Consider the following 14,686-nt stretch of genomic DNA (forward strand, 5'->3'; position numbering starts at 1 on the left):
ACGTTCCGCGATCCGGGGATCGCGAGATCGTGACCTGCTCTCCCAAACCCGGCCCATGCTGCCCTCGCGATGTCACGGGACCCCGCCGGAAGCATTACGTTCTGGTCACGAAATGCCAGGCGGCAGTGAGGAATCGGTCGTTTTCCTCGGGATCCCCGATGGACACCCGCACTCCGTCGCTGGCGAAACACCGGGTGACGACCAGGTGCTCGCGGCAGTGGGCGTCGAAATCAGCCGCGGCGTCCCCGAGGGGTAGCCAGACGAAGTTCGCCTGGGTGTCCGGGACCGCGTGCCCCATGTCGAGCAGGGAAGCCCGTACGCGGGAGCGCTCGGCGACGACCGCGTCGGTGCGGGCCCGCAGTTCGTCCCCGGCCTCGAGGCAGGCGATTCCGGCGGCCTGCGCCAGGGAGCTCACCGAGAACGGGACGACCATCTTCGCCACCGGTACCACCAGTTCGGCGGGTCCGACGAGGTAGCCGACACGGAGGCCGGCCAGACCGTAGGCCTTGGAGAAGGTGCGCAGCGAGACCACGTTGGGCCGCGACATCGCCTCGGCGACGCCGTCCACCGGGTCCTCGGATCGCATGTACTCGTAGTAGGCCTCGTCCAGCGCCACGGTGACCCGTTCGGGGACGCGGTCGAGAAAAGCGAGGAGTTCGGCGCGGGTCACCGCCGGGCCGGTCGGGTTGTTGGGCGTGCAGACGAAGATCAGCCGGGTCCGGTCGGTGACGGTGGCGACGATCGCGTCGAGGTCCAGCGACCCGTCGTCCCGGTTGGGGACCGCGATCGGGACCGCGTGGGCGATGCGGGCGATGATCGGGTACGCCTCGAAGGAGCGCCAGCCGAAGACCACCTCGTCGCCCGGTGCACACACCGCCTGGACCAGTTGCTGGCACAGGGCGACCGAGCCGCAGCCGGCGGTGACGTTCCCGGTGGGCACGTCGAGGAAGTCCGCGAGCCGGTCGACGAGCGCGCCGGCGGTGATGTCCGGGTAGCGATTGGCGCCCGCCGCGGCCTCGGCGATGGCCGCCGCCACGCTCGGCAGCGGGCCCGCGGTGGTCTCGTTGGACGCGAGTTTGACCGCGCCCGGCACGGAGGCGCCCGGAATGTAGGCGGGGATGGCGTCGAGGTCGCTGCGCACGTCGGGGGACATGACTACAGGGTAGGACCACCCCCTGCGGGCCCGGTGTCCGGCCGTTTTGCGCACCGGCCCGGCCTGTGTGTACTGTAATTCCTCGTTGGCTCAGCAGAGCCTCCAGGAGGCGTGCCAGAGCGGCCGAATGGGACTCACTGCTAATGAGTTGTCCTCCTCAAAGGGGACCGGAGGTTCAAATCCTCTCGCCTCCGCCATGCCGGGGATCCGGGTGACCGGATAGCTGGCACGACAGAAGAATACTGCGCCCGTAGCTCAATGGATAGAGCACTTGACTACGGATCAAGAGGTTAGGGGTTCGAGTCCCTTCGGGCGCACAGAAGGAACGCCCCCGTCCACGCGGACGGGGGCGTTCGCCATTTCCGGCCTGCGGTGTTCACGCGGCGTTCGCGGCCCCCCGCCGGTATGCGCGCAGGGTCTCGATCTGATCCCAGACCACGATCACCCAGATCGTGGCGATGATGCTCCAGCGGATCGCGGTGGTCGCCGTGCCGCCGTCGTCCGGGACGAGATCGGGGTGGATCACCGAGTCGTGGCTCAGCACCAGGACCGTGAGGAAGACGCCGAAGACAACGTCGACCACCACGTCGATGCCGAGCCGCGCCGGTGACCTGCCCGGCCTCACCAGGCGCCACACCTGGACGAGCGCCAGCGCTCCGATCAGCAGCACGTACCCCGTGAACCACCTGGTGGGGATGGCGGGGTTCACGAGCGGTTCGCCGCCGTTGAGATGGCCGATGTACAGGAACGTCGACGGGACGAACGGCACCGCGACCAGGATGGCCAGCATCACCAGCGACACGACCGCGTCGACGCGGGTGTCCGCCCCGCCACGGGGCCCGTCGAGGTGCGCCGGGTCCCAGGTGGGGGTCAGGGTCAACGGATTGCGTTCGCCCTCCGGGGTCGTCCGCTCGATGATCACCACCACGAGCGTCCAGGCCGCGAAGGCCCAGAGCAGGGCGGCGGCGACGGAGCTGACGAGTTGGCCGATGAGACCGCCGAGCTCCGGCTCCGCGGTGGTCGAGACGTAGAGGATGCTGCCGGCCAGGGCGGCGATGACACCCACGACGGGCAGGAGCCACCGCAGTACCCGAGCCCAGACCGGGTAGACCTCCGGCCCCACGAGGTACTGGTGGGCGCCGGCATAGCGGCGAGCGAGTTCGGCCGGGTCGCCCAGTCGCACCAGGACGGCGCGCTCGGCGGAATCGCGGTCGGCGGTCCCGGCCGGCTCGGTCCCGCTGGCGTCGTTCACGGCGTCGGGTTCGGCGGCGACCATGTCGGCGATGGTCGCGGCGATCTCCGAGGAGATGTCGCCGCGCTGGTCTTCGGGGAGGTGGCGGACCACCTCGGAGATGTAGCGATCGGTCAGTGTGGACATCACGCGTCCGCCTTCCGCAGATCGGTGTAGCCGGCACCCAATGCCAGCCACTCGGCGTGCAGGCGCTCGGCGGTCTCGGTGCCGAGCGCGGTGGTCTCGTAGTACTTGCGGGGCCTGGGCTCCTCGGTCCGCCACGTCGAGGTGAGCAAGCCCTGTCCCTCGAGGCGGCGCAGCAATGGGTAGAGGGTGTTGGCCTCGGTGGCGATTCCCGCCTCGGCCAGCGTGGTGAGCAGGGCGTACCCGTACCTGGGCGTCCGGCAGGCCAGCAGACTCGCCAGGACGACCGACCCGCGCCGGAGCTCCTGCAGGTGGGTGCCCAGTGCCGCGTCCGCGTCGTCGCCCATGCGGCACACCTTAGTGTGTGGCACACACTATGTAAATGGCGCACAGCCTCGGCGCGGGCCCTCTCGCTCCACCCGCTGCACCGCGACACTCCGCCATCGACCGGCCCTGACCGGCCCTGACCTGCGGTGCCCTGCGGACCGTGTGCAGGGCACCGCAGGTCGGGAGGCCGCGGCCCGGCGCACTGCCGGGGTCGGGCCTGTGTGGGATCTCGCGGTCGACGCGTCAGGAAGCCGGCGAGGCCTTGGCCTTCTTGACCCGCACCCGCTGGTAGGGGGCCGCGACGGACTCACCGATCGCCTGCGCGATGAGGTCCTCGGCGGTCCGGTTCTTCCGCGCGAGTGTGGCGACGAGCTTGGTGAACCGGGCCCCGCGGGCGAACTCCTTGGCGCTGCGGTCCTCCACGGCGAAGAACAGCTTGGCCTGATCAGGGAGCAGCGACAGCACGCCGTTGAGGATCTGGCGGGTGACCCACCTGGCCACCGGGCCCTTCACGTCCGGGTGCCGGAGCGAGTGGCCGGCCATCGCGGCGAAGATGGTCAACGCCTTGGTGTCGAGGCCCTCGGTGACGTACTGGTCGACCTCTGCGAAGGTCTCGAGGTGCGGGCCGGGGACGTGCAGTTTGTCCGCGCCGATGTGGGACTCCACCACCAGGCGGTCCGCGTCCGCGGTGCTCAGGCCCGGGCCGAACTCCTGGTAGCCCCGGACGGCCGACCAGATGTACGTCCACCACGTCCACCGCATCCATTCCGGCTGCTTGGCCTCCTCCACCTCTCCGGTCTCCGGGTTGGTCCAGGTCGCCATCTCGTGGAGGTGGTCGACGCGCTTGGCCGCCGCGTCCGCGTGGGCGGTGTCGGCGAAGACCGAGTCCCGTAGGTAGGCGGCCGTGCGGTCGAACCGGGCGGCCATCTCATCGGCGCCCTCGCTGGTCAGCGAGACCCGATCGAAGTGGGTCATCATGCCCGGTTCGAGCATCTGGAGGAAGAGCGCGTTCTTCGCGCCGAGCCCCGAGGCCGGGTCCGAGAACACCCGCCAGGAGATGCTGTCGGGGCCGTAGTAGCCGTCGTCGGAGCGAGGGGCGTCGGAGAGCCGCAGGGGCACGCGGGTGTCGGTCATGGAGTCACCTTCGGGTTAGGTGGATCGGGGAGTGTCGGTCGGTGAGCGCCCGACCAACACCGTCGATAATAAGTCCTTCATACTCCGTGCCGACGCAGACGGTGAGGAAGGCCTGCGACCGCGAGCCGCGAGACGGCTGTCTCGAGGGGGCCTCGCCCGACGACCACCGCCCAGAGGGCGCACCCGGCCGTCCCCCCGAGGGCCATCGGCCAGAATGGGTCCAGTGCGCGGAGGTCGTCCATCGGGTCGAAGTGTCGGCCCTCGGCGCGCGAGATGGCGATCCACGCCGCCCAGACGAGGAGATGTGCGGTGTACGCGGTCAGGGGCATCGCGCCCAGCACCCGTACCGGCCAGAACAGCCACCGCAGCCGCGTCCCGCCGATCAGCGTGCACACCCCGATGACCGCGAGTGCGAATCCCATGGACCCGACCGCCTCTCCCACGCCCGACGAGTGTGGCCCGTCCCGGAGCCGCGATAGAAACCACAGTCCGACCTCTGACCGCGCGCCGTCGTCGCTCGAGGAGGCGGTGGCGGCCCCACGGACACCCGGCTCGAGGCCGGGACGGTGATCGTCGACGCGGAGGGGTGAGCTCAGAGGAGTGAGTGCGGAGGGGTGAACGGCCACGGGCCGGGGGTGGGACGCGAGAGTACGACGACGACGAGGTCGGCCGCTTCGTAGGCTGTGCCGATGTCTCAGCCCGCGCGAGAGGCGCTCCGCCGCAACGCGGGCCATCTGGCGTCGGTGGCCCTGGTGCTCATGTGGAGCTCGGGCTATGTCGGCGCGGAACTCGGGATCCGGGCCGACGGGACCCCGCTGCAGCTGCTGGGCTGGCGGTTCTCGATCCTCGGCGTGCTGTTGGTGACCGTCTGCCTCGTGCTGGGGGTGCGGTTGAACGATCGCGCGGCGTGGACGCGGCAGGCGGTGTTGGGCCTGTTCAGTCAGGCGTTCTTCCTGTTCATGATCTTCGAGGGGGTCTCCCGGGGCGTCGACGGCGGCACCGCGGCGCTCATCGCCGCGCTCCAGCCACTGCTGGTGGCGACGGTGGCGGGCAGGGTCCTCGGCGAGCGCACGACGGCCGGCATGTGGGTCGGCATGGTGCTGGGGATGGCGGGCGTCGTGGTGGTGGTCTCCGGCGGTCTCGACGCGGGCGCCGCCCCGTGGTGGGCGTACCTGTTCCCGGCGGCGGGCATGCTCAGTCTGGCCACGGGCACGGTTCTCACGCAGCGGCTGCGGCCCACCGAGACGCTGCTGCAGTCGATCACCATGCAGTCCGTCGTCGCGGGGGTCACCCTGATGACCGCGGCTCTGGTGACCGGCCAGGCGGCGCCCGTGGCCGAACCCGACTTCTGGGCGGCGGTGGCCTGGTTGGTGTTCCTGTCCACCCTGTGTGGGTACGTCCTCTTCGTCTTTGTCACCCGCACCCGCGGCGCCACAGTCGCGAGCGTGCTGCTCTACCTCACCCCGCCCACGACCATGGTTTGGGTGTGGCTCATGTTCGGTGTCCCGATCACCCTCCCGGCCGTGGTCGGCATGGCGATCAGTGCGGTCGGCGTGACCCTGGTGCTGCGGTCGCGGGCGGCGCGGGACGCCTCAGCGCGCGCGCCGGAAGAGCGCGGCCGGGCGACCGCGTAGGGCCGTGGACAGCGCCACCTCACCGTCGTCGTCCAGGACGGGTTCCAGGTGCGGTCGCATCCGGCGCGCGAAGTTGTCCTTGTGCAGCTCCTCGCCGATCACGGCCTCGTGCACGCGACGCAGCTGGAGCAGCGTGAACGGTTCGGCCAGGAAGCCGTCGGGGTCGGGGCCCACGTCGACGTAGCGCAGGCGGATCTCGTAGCGCTCGCGGACGTCGCGGATCGCGGCGTCGACGATCGCGTCGTGGTCGAACAGCAGTGAGTCGATGCCGTCGAGTCGGCCGTCCGCGGTGACCCGGGTGAGTTCGCCGTTCGCTCCCGTCAGCGCGGATTCGGGCAGGGGGAGCGCGTGGGCGGCGGAGACGGCCCACGTCCGCTCGTCGCGCTCCGGGTCGTCGAAGAGCCGCAGCAGACGCGGACGGATGGTCTCGTGTGGCGCGATCCGGACCTTCTCGCGGAGTACGTGGTCCGCGGTCTCGGTGACGGTCGTCCGCTCGCGCAGGAACGCGCCCGGGAGCGCGCGACCGTCCGGATTCCGGCGTGATTGCGTGAATACCCGCAGCTCGGGGTCGGTGCCGCCGGCCCCTGTCACGGTGAGAATCGCCAGGTCCACGGCCACGGCGGGCCGGGGGAACTTATCGAGATCGGACACGGCCTTCACTTTAGCGCGATTGGCGTGCTAATGTTTAGCGCGCCTGGAGTGCTAATGGAGTGGAGGGGTCATGGGAAGTCGACGAGACGACGGCATGGACGGGGTCGGCGGCGAGGCCACCGAGTGCGCATGGGGCGTGTTCCTGGACACGCTGATCCTGCGGATCGGTGCTGTCGGGGACGGCGGCGCGCTGGCGCTGGTGGCCCCGCCCGGGCCGGAGGGGTGGAGCCAGCAGCTCGTCGTCCGGTCGGACCGTGGTCGGGGATTCATGTGGGTCACCCGCGGGATCGCCGGCAGCACGGCGGCCGAGGAGGTCGTGGCCAGCGCCGGCGCCGACGGGGCGTTCGCACTGGCGGACGCGATCGTCCGCGTGGCGCGCGAGGACCTGCGGTTGCCGCACCCCCAGCTGTTCACGGCCCGCGCGAGCGGACGAGGAGCAGCCGAGTTGGCGGAGTCCCTGGGGCTCGCGGACGCGGACGCGCCGGGTGGGCCGGACGGCCGCACCGACAGCGGGGTCCGCGGTGGTCCGGACGCCCTGCGTCCGGTGGTCGTGGAGGCGGTGGGGAGGATGTTCGGGCAGGAGCCGGGCGTCGACGACGACGGCGACGTGTATTTCACCGTCGCCGGCACCACGGTGTTCGTCATCTTCAGCCCCGACGGCGGGCTGGTCCAGGCCTGGGCCCTCGTGGTCCGCGGCGTGTACAGCCGTCGCAACACCGCGGTCGAGGTGGATCTGCTCAACAGCAAGGGGATGTGGAGCACCTGGTACCTCAGCGGGCGCGACGTGTTCCAGCGGATCACCCTCCCCGCGCGCCCGCTCTCGGCGGACAACATCGAGGGCATGCTCCGCGCGTTCGCGAAGGACCTCGAACAGAACCGGGATGAGCTGGCGTACCGGCTCGGAGGGAAGGTGGCGTGATGACGGGCAGTGGAGACCGGGGGTGGGACGACCGGGTCGCCGGGGTGATGCTCGGTACCGCCGTGGGGGACGCTCTCGGCGCCGGATACGAGTACGGCTCCGCGCCGCTCGGTCCCGAGGGGCCGCGGATGATCGGCGGCGGACTGGGCGGGTTCGCGCCCGGACAGTGGACCGACGACACGTCCATGGCGTGGTGCGTGCTCGACGTGGCCGCCCGGGGTGGGGGCCTGCTCACGGACGAGGCGCTCTCGGAGGTCACCCGCAACTTCAGGTGGTGGTACGACTCCGGCCCGCCGGACATCGGCAACCAGACCGCCGCGGTCCTGCGGGCCGCGGGTCCGGCGCCGACGGCCGCCGCCGCGCGGGAGGCGGCCGAGGAGCACTTCAGACGGAGCCACCACTCCGCCGGCAACGGTTCCCTCATGCGCACCGCGCCCGTCGCCCTGGCCCACCTCGGCGACACCGGGGCGATTGTCCGGGCCGCCACGGGCGTGAGCGACCTGACCCACTCCGATCCGCGCACCGCCCAGGCGTGCGTCCTGTGGTCGTCGGCCATCGACCGCGCCGTGCGGGAGCAGGTTCTGGACCTCCGCGGCGGACTGGCGCACCTCGACGGGCCGGACCGGGACTACTGGGAGGCCTGCATCGACGAGGCCGAGCAGGGGCCGCCCGAACGGTTCCGCCGCAACGGCTGGGTGGTGACCGCCCTGCAGTCGGCGTGGTCGGCGATCCACCACACGCCGATCCCCGCCGCAGATCCCGGGCGGCACCTCGCCGACACACTGGTCACGGCGATCGGGATCGGAGGCGACACCGATACGGTCGCCGCCATCGCCGGGGGCCTGCTGGGCGCGCGCTGGGGTGCGTCGGCCGTGCCGGCGCAGTGGCGGGACATCTGCCACGGCTACCCGGGGTTGACGGGGGAGGACCTGGTCGAGCTCGCGCACGCCGCCGCCGCTGTCGGTGACGTCGGCACCGTCGCGGGGCGGGACACGCGCCGATGAGCCCGTGGACGGCGGAGCCCGTGCGGTAGATGATGCAGGGGTGAATCCCCAGCAGTCCGACCTGCAGCGCGCCCTCGCCGACCTCGACGCCCGGCTCGGACGCGTCACCGCAGAGGTCGCGGAGGTCCGGGCCGGGTTGTCGGCACTCGCCCGGCAGTCCGGTCCGGCGGTGGCCGGACAGTCGCCGGCGGAGTCGCAGGGGGAGTCGCCGTGGCGTGCGGGCGCGCCGACTCAGGGGGCGCCGCATCTGGTAACGCCGGCCCCGGCTGGCGCCCCCTCGCAGTCGGCGCCCGCCCCGGCACACCGCGGCGGGCCCTGGCGGCCACCCGGACAGTACGAACCCCCCGGGCAGTACGTGGCACCCGCGCCGCCCGGGGGCCGGGCGCACCCCGACCGGCCGGCGCAGCAGTCCGACCGGCCGTGGCAGCAGCCCGCGGAGCCGGCGTCGCGAGAGGTGCCGCGACGGAGGCCCCGCGTCACCGCCGCCACCGTCATCGCCGCGATCGGCGGATCGGTCATGCTCGCCGGCATCGCGTTCCTACTGGTCGTTGCCATCCAGGCCGGGCTCTTCCCGCCGATCGCGCGCGTCATCGCCGCCGCGGTCCTGGCGGTGGTGCTCGTCGGACTCGGCCTGCGGCTGCAGTCCCGCCACGAATCCGCCACCACCGACCCCGCGGCCCACACCGACCCCCGGGCCGCCGCCGACCCGACCAGCACCCCGGTCAACCCCGGCGCACTGGCCCTGGTCGGCACGGGCCTGGCCGCGGCGATGCTCGACGTCATCGCCAGCACCACGCTCTACCTGTGGATCCCCGTCCCGGCCGCGTACATGTTCGTGGGCGGGCTCGCCCTCGGGGGGATGGCACTCGCGGGGCGCTGGTCCTCCGGACTGCTGGCCTGCCTGGTCTCGGCCGGCACGATGCTCCTGGCACCGCTCATCTCCACCGGCGTCGAACTGCCGATCTTCGTCGCGATCGTCGGCATCGCCACCGCGGTACTCGCCGCCGAACTCGGGGCGGCCGTCCGCGTGGTGTGGTCCGTCCTACCCGGGTTCCTGCTGGCCGGCTACCTCTCGCAGGCCGCGCTCCACAGCCGCGGCGAACAGATCGCACTCATCGCGACCGCGCTCGTCTTCGCCGCCGTGGGCGCAGGGGTGGCCTGGTATGACACCGCCCACCGTCGCCCGGCACTCGAGAATGCCGCCCTCGTCGTCGTCCCCGCCGCCCTGCCCCTCGCCCTCCTGCCGGCCACCCACCCCCTCCGGCCCGGCTGGCCCGTCGGACTGATCCTCGCCGCCGCCTACCTCGCCGTCGCGGTTCTCGCCGGCCGCACCGGCCGCGACAGGGCGCACGTGCTGCTCGCGGCGGTGACGGGATTCGTCGGGAGCGCGCTGCTGCTATTGACATGGGTGGAACTGGGAGGGCGCGAGCTCACCGGCTTCGCGCTGACCCTGAGCGCCCTGGCCTACGTCGTGGCCGCCGGCCTGTGGGGACGACGCTGGGTGGACCTGGTGGCCGTGGCCGCCTCCGTGATCGCCGTGCTCGTCTACGCGGCCGTCAACCGGCCGCACCTCGCGCTGAGCGACCGGCTCGCGGTCCGCGAGTTCACCTACTGGGACGTGGTCTCCGCGTTCGCCATCACGGTGCTGGCGGTCGCCGTGACGTGGTGGGCGCGCCGCCGCCTGCCCCGTGAGGCGACGCGCGTGATGATGGTGGGAGCCGTCGTTGCCCTGGCGGCATTCTCGGTGATGGTGGTCGCGGCGGGCGTCGTGATCGGCGACCTCACCGGGGTGGCGCGGAACGGGTTCCTCGCCGCACACCTGGTGGTGACGGTGCTGTGGATCTGCTGCGCAGCCTGGCTCGTCCTCACCGCGAACCCGCGCGTCGCCGATGCGCGTCGACTCGGGTTCGTCCTGGGCTCCCTCGCGCTGGCGAAGTTGCTCCTGCTCGACCTGGCCACCCTGCCGGGACTGTTCCGCGTGTTGTCGTTCATCGCCGTCGGCGCGGTGATGCTCGCGGTGGCCGTCCGCTACCGCAAGGAGACCGAGCCGTCGGGCAGCGGATCGCCGACGTAGACGCGGAAGGCGCGCGGCTGCGCACCGGACATCAGTACCTCGACCTCCGGGTGGTCGACCTCATCCGGGTCGTCGGAGGGCATGCTCCAGACCACCTCGTCGGCGTCGGTCAGCTCGCGCAGTGCCATCCGCGTGGCGCGGACCCAGCGCACGTGTTTCAACGCCGGCTCGTCACGCAACACGTCATCCGCGAGGTCCTCGCGGTTACGAAGGTCGACCATGAGGCGCTCGCCGTCCGGCGCCTCGTAGGCGGTGCAGACGTGGTTGATCAGAACGGACAACGGCCACGACGGCCCGGAACCGAGCAGATCGATGATGATCATGCGCGCATCGCCGACCTGGCAGGCCGTCGGTGTGGTGAGGATCTGGAGCCGGTCGGCGACGTCCTCGGTGATCTCGATGAGTTGAACGGTCATGATGAACCCCTGTTCGACGGAGACGGTCGACAAGAGGGGATCGCGGCGCGGCCCCGAACCGTCCCGACTGTGACGTAGATCATATCGCAGACCCGTGCGGGGCGGGTCTCGTCGGGATGACGATCTCGCCGAGCCGTCCGGCCGGACCGCCGCCGAGAGGCGGACGGACTGGTTAGTGTCGGGCGTGTGACCACCTCACAGACCGGACGTGCAGGCTCCCCGGGCGGACGGGACGACGCCTTCTCGCTGTCCTATGACGGGTTCGACCCCGGTGAGGAGGGCCTGCGCGAGACGCTCACCTCGACCGGCAACGGGTACATGTCCACCCGCGGCGCCGCCGAGTGGGAGGAGAACGACGGGGTCCACTACCCGGGCACCTACGTGCACGGCCTCTACAACCGCGCGACCACCATGCTCGGCGGCGTGCCGGTGCACAACGAGGACCTGGTCAACCTCCCCAACTGGCTGCCGCTCAAGCTGCGCATCGGCGGCGCCGAGGTACTACGGCTCTCGGAGGTGCAGATCCTCGAGTACCGCCACCGGGTGGACCTGCGCTCGGCGCTGATGACCCGCCAGATTCGGTTCCGTGACAGGGAGGGGCGGGAGACCGAGCTGGTGAGCCGACGGTTCGCGTCGATGGCCAGCATGCACCACGCCTACCTCGAGTGGACGATCACGCCGCTGAACTGGTCCGGTCAGGCGGAGGTGGTGAGCGCGCTCGACGGGCGCGTCACCAACGACGGAGTGCCCCGCTACCGGCAACTCGAGAGCGACCACCTCCGGCCGGGCAGCACGGTGTTCCCGCAGCCCGAGATGATGGCGCTCAAGGTGCGCACCCGGCAGTCCGAGGTGAACGTCGGCGTCGCGGCGCGGACCCTCGTCTCGACCGGCGGCCGGGAACGCGAGGTGCCCCGCTCCGACTTCCGGACGGCGGACTACATCCAGCAGACCCTCCACGTGGAACTGGAGCGCGACGTCCCCACGACGATCGAGAAATCGGTCGCCCTGTTCACCTCCCGTGACCCGGCCACGGGGGACACGCTCCTGCGCGCGTCCCGGTCGGCGTCGCGCTCTCGCCCGTTCGAGGCGGCGTACGCGCACCACCGCGAGTCGTGGGAACGGCTGTGGCAGGCGTGCGACCTCCACGTGTTCGGCGACGACGAGGCCCAGCACCTGCTGCGGGTCCACGTCAGCCACATCCTGCAGACGTGCTCGCACAACACTTCCGACCTCGACGCCGGCGTGCCCGCCCGCGGGATCAACGGCGAGGCCTATCGGGGCCACGTGTTCTGGGACGAACTGTTCGTCTTCCCGTTCCTGACCTTCCGGCTCCCGGCCGTGACCCGCAGCCTGCTCATGTACCGCTACCGGAGGCAGTCCGAGGCGCGGGTGGCGGCGGCGTCCGCCGGGTACGAGGGGTTCATGTTCCCGTGGCAGAGCGGATCGCTCGGCACGGAGCAGACCCAGGAACTCCACCTCAACCCGATGTCCGGGCGGTGGGACATCGATCTGTCGCACAACCAACGCCACGTCAGCGCCGCGATCTTCTACAACGTCTGGCAGTACGTCACCCTCACCGAGGACACGATGTTCCTCGAGTTCCGGGGCGCGGAGATGATGCTCGGCATCGCGCGGTTCTGGTCATCCATCGCGCACTACTCGCCCGAGCGGCAGCGGTACGAGATCCACGGCGTGATGGGGCCGGACGAGTACCACGAGAAGTACCCGGGCGCGTCCGAGGGCGGAGTGCGCAACAACGCCTACACCAACGTCTTCGTGGCGTGGATCTGCGACATCGCCGCCCACCTGCTCGACCTGCTGCCGGCACCCCAGGCCGGTGCCGTCCGTGCCCGGCTCGAACTGCGCGACGAGGAGATCGCCCGGTGGAAGGACATGAGCCGAAAGATGTTCGTCCCGTTCCACGACGGGATCATCAGCCAGTTCGAGGGCTACGAGGAGCTGGAGGAGCTGGACTGGGAGGGATACCGCGCCAGGTACGGCAACATCCAGCGGCTCGACCGGATCCTCAAGGCCGAGGGCGACACCCCGGACCGGTACAAACTGGCCAAACAGGCCGACGCGGTGATGCTGTTCTTCCTGTTCAGTGACGAGGAGCTGCGACGGGTGTTCGGGCGTCTCGGGTACGAGTTCCCCGACGACGCCGCGCGGCGCACCATCGAGTACTACGACCGCCGCACCTCCCACGGGTCGACCCTGTCGTACATCACCCACGCGGGCGTCCTCGCACGCTTCGACCCGGACAGTTCCTGGGAACGGTTCAAGGTCGCGCTGGGCAGCGACGTGCACGACATCCAGGGCGGGACGACCCGCGAGGGCATCCACATGGGGGTCATGTCCGGCACGGTCGACCTCGTGCAGCGCTTCTACGCCGGGATGCGGGTCGAGGGCGGGATGCTGCAGTTCGACCCGAATCTGCCCGGAGGAATCGACGGGGTCTCGTTCAACATGACCTACCTGCGCTCGCCGCTCACGGTGACGGTGATGCGGGACGAGGTGGTGATCCGTCACCGCGACGGCGTGATCGACGCGACCCCGGTGTGCGTGTGCGTGCGGGGCGAGCAGCGGATGGTCGAGGTGGGCGGCGAGGAGAGGTTCAGCCTGGAGTGACGCCCGGATCGGCGCGGCGCGCCGCCGCGTGGGCGTGCCGCCGCGCGGCCCGCGCCCGGCGCCGCTCCTCGCGGCGCTGGTGGTCGTGCACCACCTCCGCCTCGTGGTCGTACGGGCTGCCGCGGAACCGACGCAGTGCGTAGACGAGCAGCGCCAGCCCGACGAGGCCCGAGAAGACGAGGGTGCCGCCGGTGCCCCAGCCGCCGATCAGCCAGAGGTCGGCCGACAGCGGCCACCAGGTCGGCACCGTCGAGCCGATCCCCCAGAAGATCCCCAGGCCGATCAGCCAGGCCACGCCGAGCAGTGACCCGGCGATCTTGGGCCACGACTGGACCCCGCGGGAGGCGCCCTCCATGGCGACGCGCTTGATCGACAGCAGTCGCCGGTCGAACCACTCGTACTGCCGCGAGAGCACCACCGTCCCGGCGAACAGCATGAGGAGCCCGGGACCCGGGAGGAACAGTGCGGCGATGCCGAGAACGATGAGCGTCCACCCGATGATCTCGAGCGCGAGGCGTCTCACCGCCACGTAGCCGAGTCTCTTCACCGGACCATGGTTACAGAAATGGGGCGGGGTGCGGTGCCGGAGGGGGATCAGGCGGGGACCGCGGAGCGGAACTCCCGGGCGGCCCGGGCGCCGGCGTCGAGGTCGACCTCGGGCCAGCCGTCGGGGGCGTGGAGCACCGCGCCGAGCTCGACGGCGGTGAGGGCGGACCCGGCGGTGAGCAGTGCCTCCACGGCATCGGGGTCGGGGGCGTCGAGCAGGGTGTCGTCGGCCAGCTCGTCGACGATGTCGCGCAGGGCGGCCCGCGTCACCGGGAACAGTTCGGGGTCGAAGCCGTCGTCGGTGGGCTGGTCCAGTCGCCACCACCGTGACCCGTCCCACCCGTACAGGAAGCCCAGGCACGCGTCGTGGGTGCGGGCGTGTTCGACGCCGCGGCGCCACCAGCCCGGGGCGTCACCCACCAGGTCGGTGCCGGCCTCCCCGGCGTTGCCGCTGCCCTCGGTGAGCGAGAACTCGTGGTGCCAGCCGGCGAGGAGTGCGCGCCCCGGCCCCGGCCGTAGCAACGCCATCCACATCCCCTCGTCCCCCGACCAGTGCAGGGCGCCGGCGGCGGGCACGTGGTGGTCGAGGCCCACCGCCGCGCGGACGGCGGCGTCCACGGCGAGGAGGGAGGCGATGTCGTCGGGCGTCGAGTCCAGGTCCACGGGGAGCACGGCCATGTGGACCACGCTAGACCTGATCGACGACGACGAGGTGGCGATACCGGTGAACGTCCGGCCACCCGCGGGTGACGCAGGGGTGCGCCGGCGGGCGCCGGGCATCACCGATCCCGCTGCGGCGGGGGCGTGCCGACTCGTACGGTGAGC

At 71.4% G+C, this 14,686-nt stretch carries 15 protein-coding genes and 2 tRNA genes; 8 read left to right on the forward strand and 9 right to left on the reverse strand.

Features of this window, described 5'->3' with window-relative positions; all coding sequences use genetic code 11:
• Positions 1-94: 94 nt before the first annotated feature.
• Complete coding sequence (locus VZF99_RS01295; RefSeq protein WP_407335501.1) at positions 95-1,153, reverse strand: pyridoxal phosphate-dependent aminotransferase; 1,059 nt, start codon at positions 1,151-1,153, stop codon at positions 95-97.
• Positions 1,154-1,258: 105 nt separating this feature from the next.
• Between VZF99_RS01295 and VZF99_RS01300 the strand changes: the two genes are divergently transcribed.
• A tRNA-Ser gene (locus VZF99_RS01300) sits at positions 1,259-1,350 on the forward strand.
• A 47-nt stretch (positions 1,351-1,397) separates the two neighbouring features.
• Positions 1,398-1,470, forward strand: a tRNA-Arg gene (locus VZF99_RS01305).
• A 59-nt stretch (positions 1,471-1,529) separates the two neighbouring features.
• On the opposite strand, the gene VZF99_RS01310 is transcribed toward VZF99_RS01305, so the two are convergent.
• The 4 genes from VZF99_RS01310 to VZF99_RS01325 form a co-directional block, all read right to left on the reverse strand.
• Positions 1,530-2,531: an HAAS signaling domain-containing protein gene (locus VZF99_RS01310; RefSeq protein ID WP_407335502.1), complete on the reverse strand. Its 1,002-nt coding sequence runs from the start codon at positions 2,529-2,531 to the stop codon at positions 1,530-1,532.
• The gene (locus tag VZF99_RS01315) at positions 2,531-2,875 is read right to left on the reverse strand and encodes a PadR family transcriptional regulator (RefSeq protein ID WP_069390443.1); all 345 of its coding nucleotides are present in this window, start codon (positions 2,873-2,875) and stop codon (positions 2,531-2,533) included. The genes VZF99_RS01310 and VZF99_RS01315 overlap by 1 nt, the downstream gene beginning before the upstream one ends.
• A gap of 223 nt (positions 2,876-3,098) precedes the next feature.
• Positions 3,099-3,989, reverse strand: a complete 891-nt coding sequence (locus VZF99_RS01320) for an oxygenase MpaB family protein (RefSeq protein WP_271799150.1) — start codon at positions 3,987-3,989, stop codon at positions 3,099-3,101.
• 77 nt (positions 3,990-4,066) lie between these two features.
• The gene (locus VZF99_RS01325; RefSeq protein WP_407335503.1) at positions 4,067-4,411 is read right to left on the reverse strand and encodes a hypothetical protein; all 345 of its coding nucleotides are present in this window, start codon (positions 4,409-4,411) and stop codon (positions 4,067-4,069) included.
• 267 nt (positions 4,412-4,678) lie between these two features.
• On the opposite strand from VZF99_RS01325, the gene VZF99_RS01330 reads away from it, so the two are divergent.
• The gene (locus VZF99_RS01330; RefSeq protein WP_407335504.1) at positions 4,679-5,623 is read left to right on the forward strand and encodes a DMT family transporter; all 945 of its coding nucleotides are present in this window, start codon (positions 4,679-4,681) and stop codon (positions 5,621-5,623) included.
• Here the strand turns inward: VZF99_RS01330 and VZF99_RS01335 are convergent.
• The gene (locus tag VZF99_RS01335; RefSeq protein WP_407335505.1) at positions 5,582-6,274 is read right to left on the reverse strand and encodes an NrtR DNA-binding winged helix domain-containing protein; all 693 of its coding nucleotides are present in this window, start codon (positions 6,272-6,274) and stop codon (positions 5,582-5,584) included. The two genes, VZF99_RS01330 and VZF99_RS01335, sit on opposite strands and share 42 nt — an antisense overlap.
• A gap of 70 nt (positions 6,275-6,344) precedes the next feature.
• Between VZF99_RS01335 and VZF99_RS01340 the strand changes: the two genes are divergently transcribed.
• Genes VZF99_RS01340 through VZF99_RS01350 form a run of 3 tightly spaced genes read left to right on the forward strand, consistent with a single transcriptional unit; the run spans position 6,345 to position 10,271 of the window.
• A complete protein-coding gene (locus VZF99_RS01340; protein WP_407335506.1) occupies positions 6,345-7,193 on the forward strand; it encodes a T3SS (YopN, CesT) and YbjN peptide-binding chaperone 1 in 849 nt (282 codons plus the stop codon).
• Positions 7,193-8,197, forward strand: a complete 1,005-nt coding sequence (locus tag VZF99_RS01345; RefSeq protein WP_407335507.1) for an ADP-ribosylglycohydrolase family protein — start codon at positions 7,193-7,195, stop codon at positions 8,195-8,197. Before VZF99_RS01340 ends, VZF99_RS01345 begins: the two co-directional genes overlap by 1 nt.
• Positions 8,198-8,237: 40 nt before the next feature.
• Positions 8,238-10,271, forward strand: coding sequence for a DUF2339 domain-containing protein (locus VZF99_RS01350; RefSeq protein WP_407335508.1), 2,034 nt, complete (start codon positions 8,238-8,240; stop codon positions 10,269-10,271).
• On the opposite strand, the gene VZF99_RS01355 is transcribed toward VZF99_RS01350, so the two are convergent.
• Positions 10,226-10,687, reverse strand: a complete 462-nt coding sequence (locus tag VZF99_RS01355; RefSeq protein WP_120285217.1) for a hypothetical protein — start codon at positions 10,685-10,687, stop codon at positions 10,226-10,228. The two genes, VZF99_RS01350 and VZF99_RS01355, sit on opposite strands and share 46 nt — an antisense overlap.
• Positions 10,688-10,873: 186 nt before the next feature.
• On the opposite strand from VZF99_RS01355, the gene VZF99_RS01360 reads away from it, so the two are divergent.
• On the forward strand, positions 10,874-13,315 hold the full coding sequence (locus tag VZF99_RS01360; protein ID WP_407335509.1) for a glycoside hydrolase family 65 protein: 2,442 nt from the start codon (positions 10,874-10,876) through the stop codon (positions 13,313-13,315).
• Here the strand turns inward: VZF99_RS01360 and VZF99_RS01365 are convergent.
• Complete coding sequence (locus VZF99_RS01365; RefSeq protein WP_154829315.1) at positions 13,302-13,862, reverse strand: PGPGW domain-containing protein; 561 nt, start codon at positions 13,860-13,862, stop codon at positions 13,302-13,304. The two genes, VZF99_RS01360 and VZF99_RS01365, sit on opposite strands and share 14 nt — an antisense overlap.
• 47 nt (positions 13,863-13,909) lie before the next feature.
• Positions 13,910-14,539: a hypothetical protein gene (locus VZF99_RS01370; RefSeq protein WP_120284933.1), complete on the reverse strand. Its 630-nt coding sequence runs from the start codon at positions 14,537-14,539 to the stop codon at positions 13,910-13,912.
• Between VZF99_RS01370 and VZF99_RS01375 the strand changes: the two genes are divergently transcribed.
• Positions 14,538-14,684, forward strand: a complete 147-nt coding sequence (locus VZF99_RS01375) for a hypothetical protein (RefSeq protein ID WP_167457853.1) — start codon at positions 14,538-14,540, stop codon at positions 14,682-14,684. The genes VZF99_RS01370 and VZF99_RS01375 overlap by 2 nt on opposite strands.
• The last annotated feature ends 2 nt before the right edge of the window (positions 14,685-14,686 follow it).

The sequence above is a fragment of the Dietzia kunjamensis genome (genome assembly GCF_045689975.1).
Taxonomy (GTDB): Bacteria; Actinomycetota; Actinomycetes; order Mycobacteriales; family Mycobacteriaceae; genus Dietzia; species Dietzia kunjamensis.

Bases quoted from the DNA above. Each gene is read 5' to 3' on its own strand.
- VZF99_RS01295 (WP_407335501.1), bottom strand. From the start codon at position 1,153: ATGTCCCCCGACGTGCGCAGCGACCTCGACGCCATCCCCGCCTACATT.
- VZF99_RS01310 (WP_407335502.1), bottom strand. From the start codon at position 2,531: ATGTCCACACTGACCGATCGCTACATCTCCGAGGTGGTCCGCCACCTC.
- VZF99_RS01315 (WP_069390443.1), bottom strand. From the start codon at position 2,875: ATGGGCGACGACGCGGACGCGGCACTGGGCACCCACCTGCAGGAGCTC.
- VZF99_RS01320 (WP_271799150.1), bottom strand. From the start codon at position 3,989: ATGACCGACACCCGCGTGCCCCTGCGGCTCTCCGACGCCCCTCGCTCC.
- VZF99_RS01325 (WP_407335503.1), bottom strand. From the start codon at position 4,411: ATGGGATTCGCACTCGCGGTCATCGGGGTGTGCACGCTGATCGGCGGG.
- VZF99_RS01330 (WP_407335504.1), top strand. From the start codon at position 4,679: ATGTCTCAGCCCGCGCGAGAGGCGCTCCGCCGCAACGCGGGCCATCTG.
- VZF99_RS01340 (WP_407335506.1), top strand. From the start codon at position 6,345: ATGGGAAGTCGACGAGACGACGGCATGGACGGGGTCGGCGGCGAGGCC.
- VZF99_RS01345 (WP_407335507.1), top strand. From the start codon at position 7,193: ATGACGGGCAGTGGAGACCGGGGGTGGGACGACCGGGTCGCCGGGGTG.
- VZF99_RS01355 (WP_120285217.1), bottom strand. From the start codon at position 10,687: ATGACCGTTCAACTCATCGAGATCACCGAGGACGTCGCCGACCGGCTC.
- VZF99_RS01375 (WP_167457853.1), top strand. From the start codon at position 14,538: ATGTGGACCACGCTAGACCTGATCGACGACGACGAGGTGGCGATACCG.
- VZF99_RS01370 (WP_120284933.1), bottom strand. From the start codon at position 14,539: ATGGCCGTGCTCCCCGTGGACCTGGACTCGACGCCCGACGACATCGCC.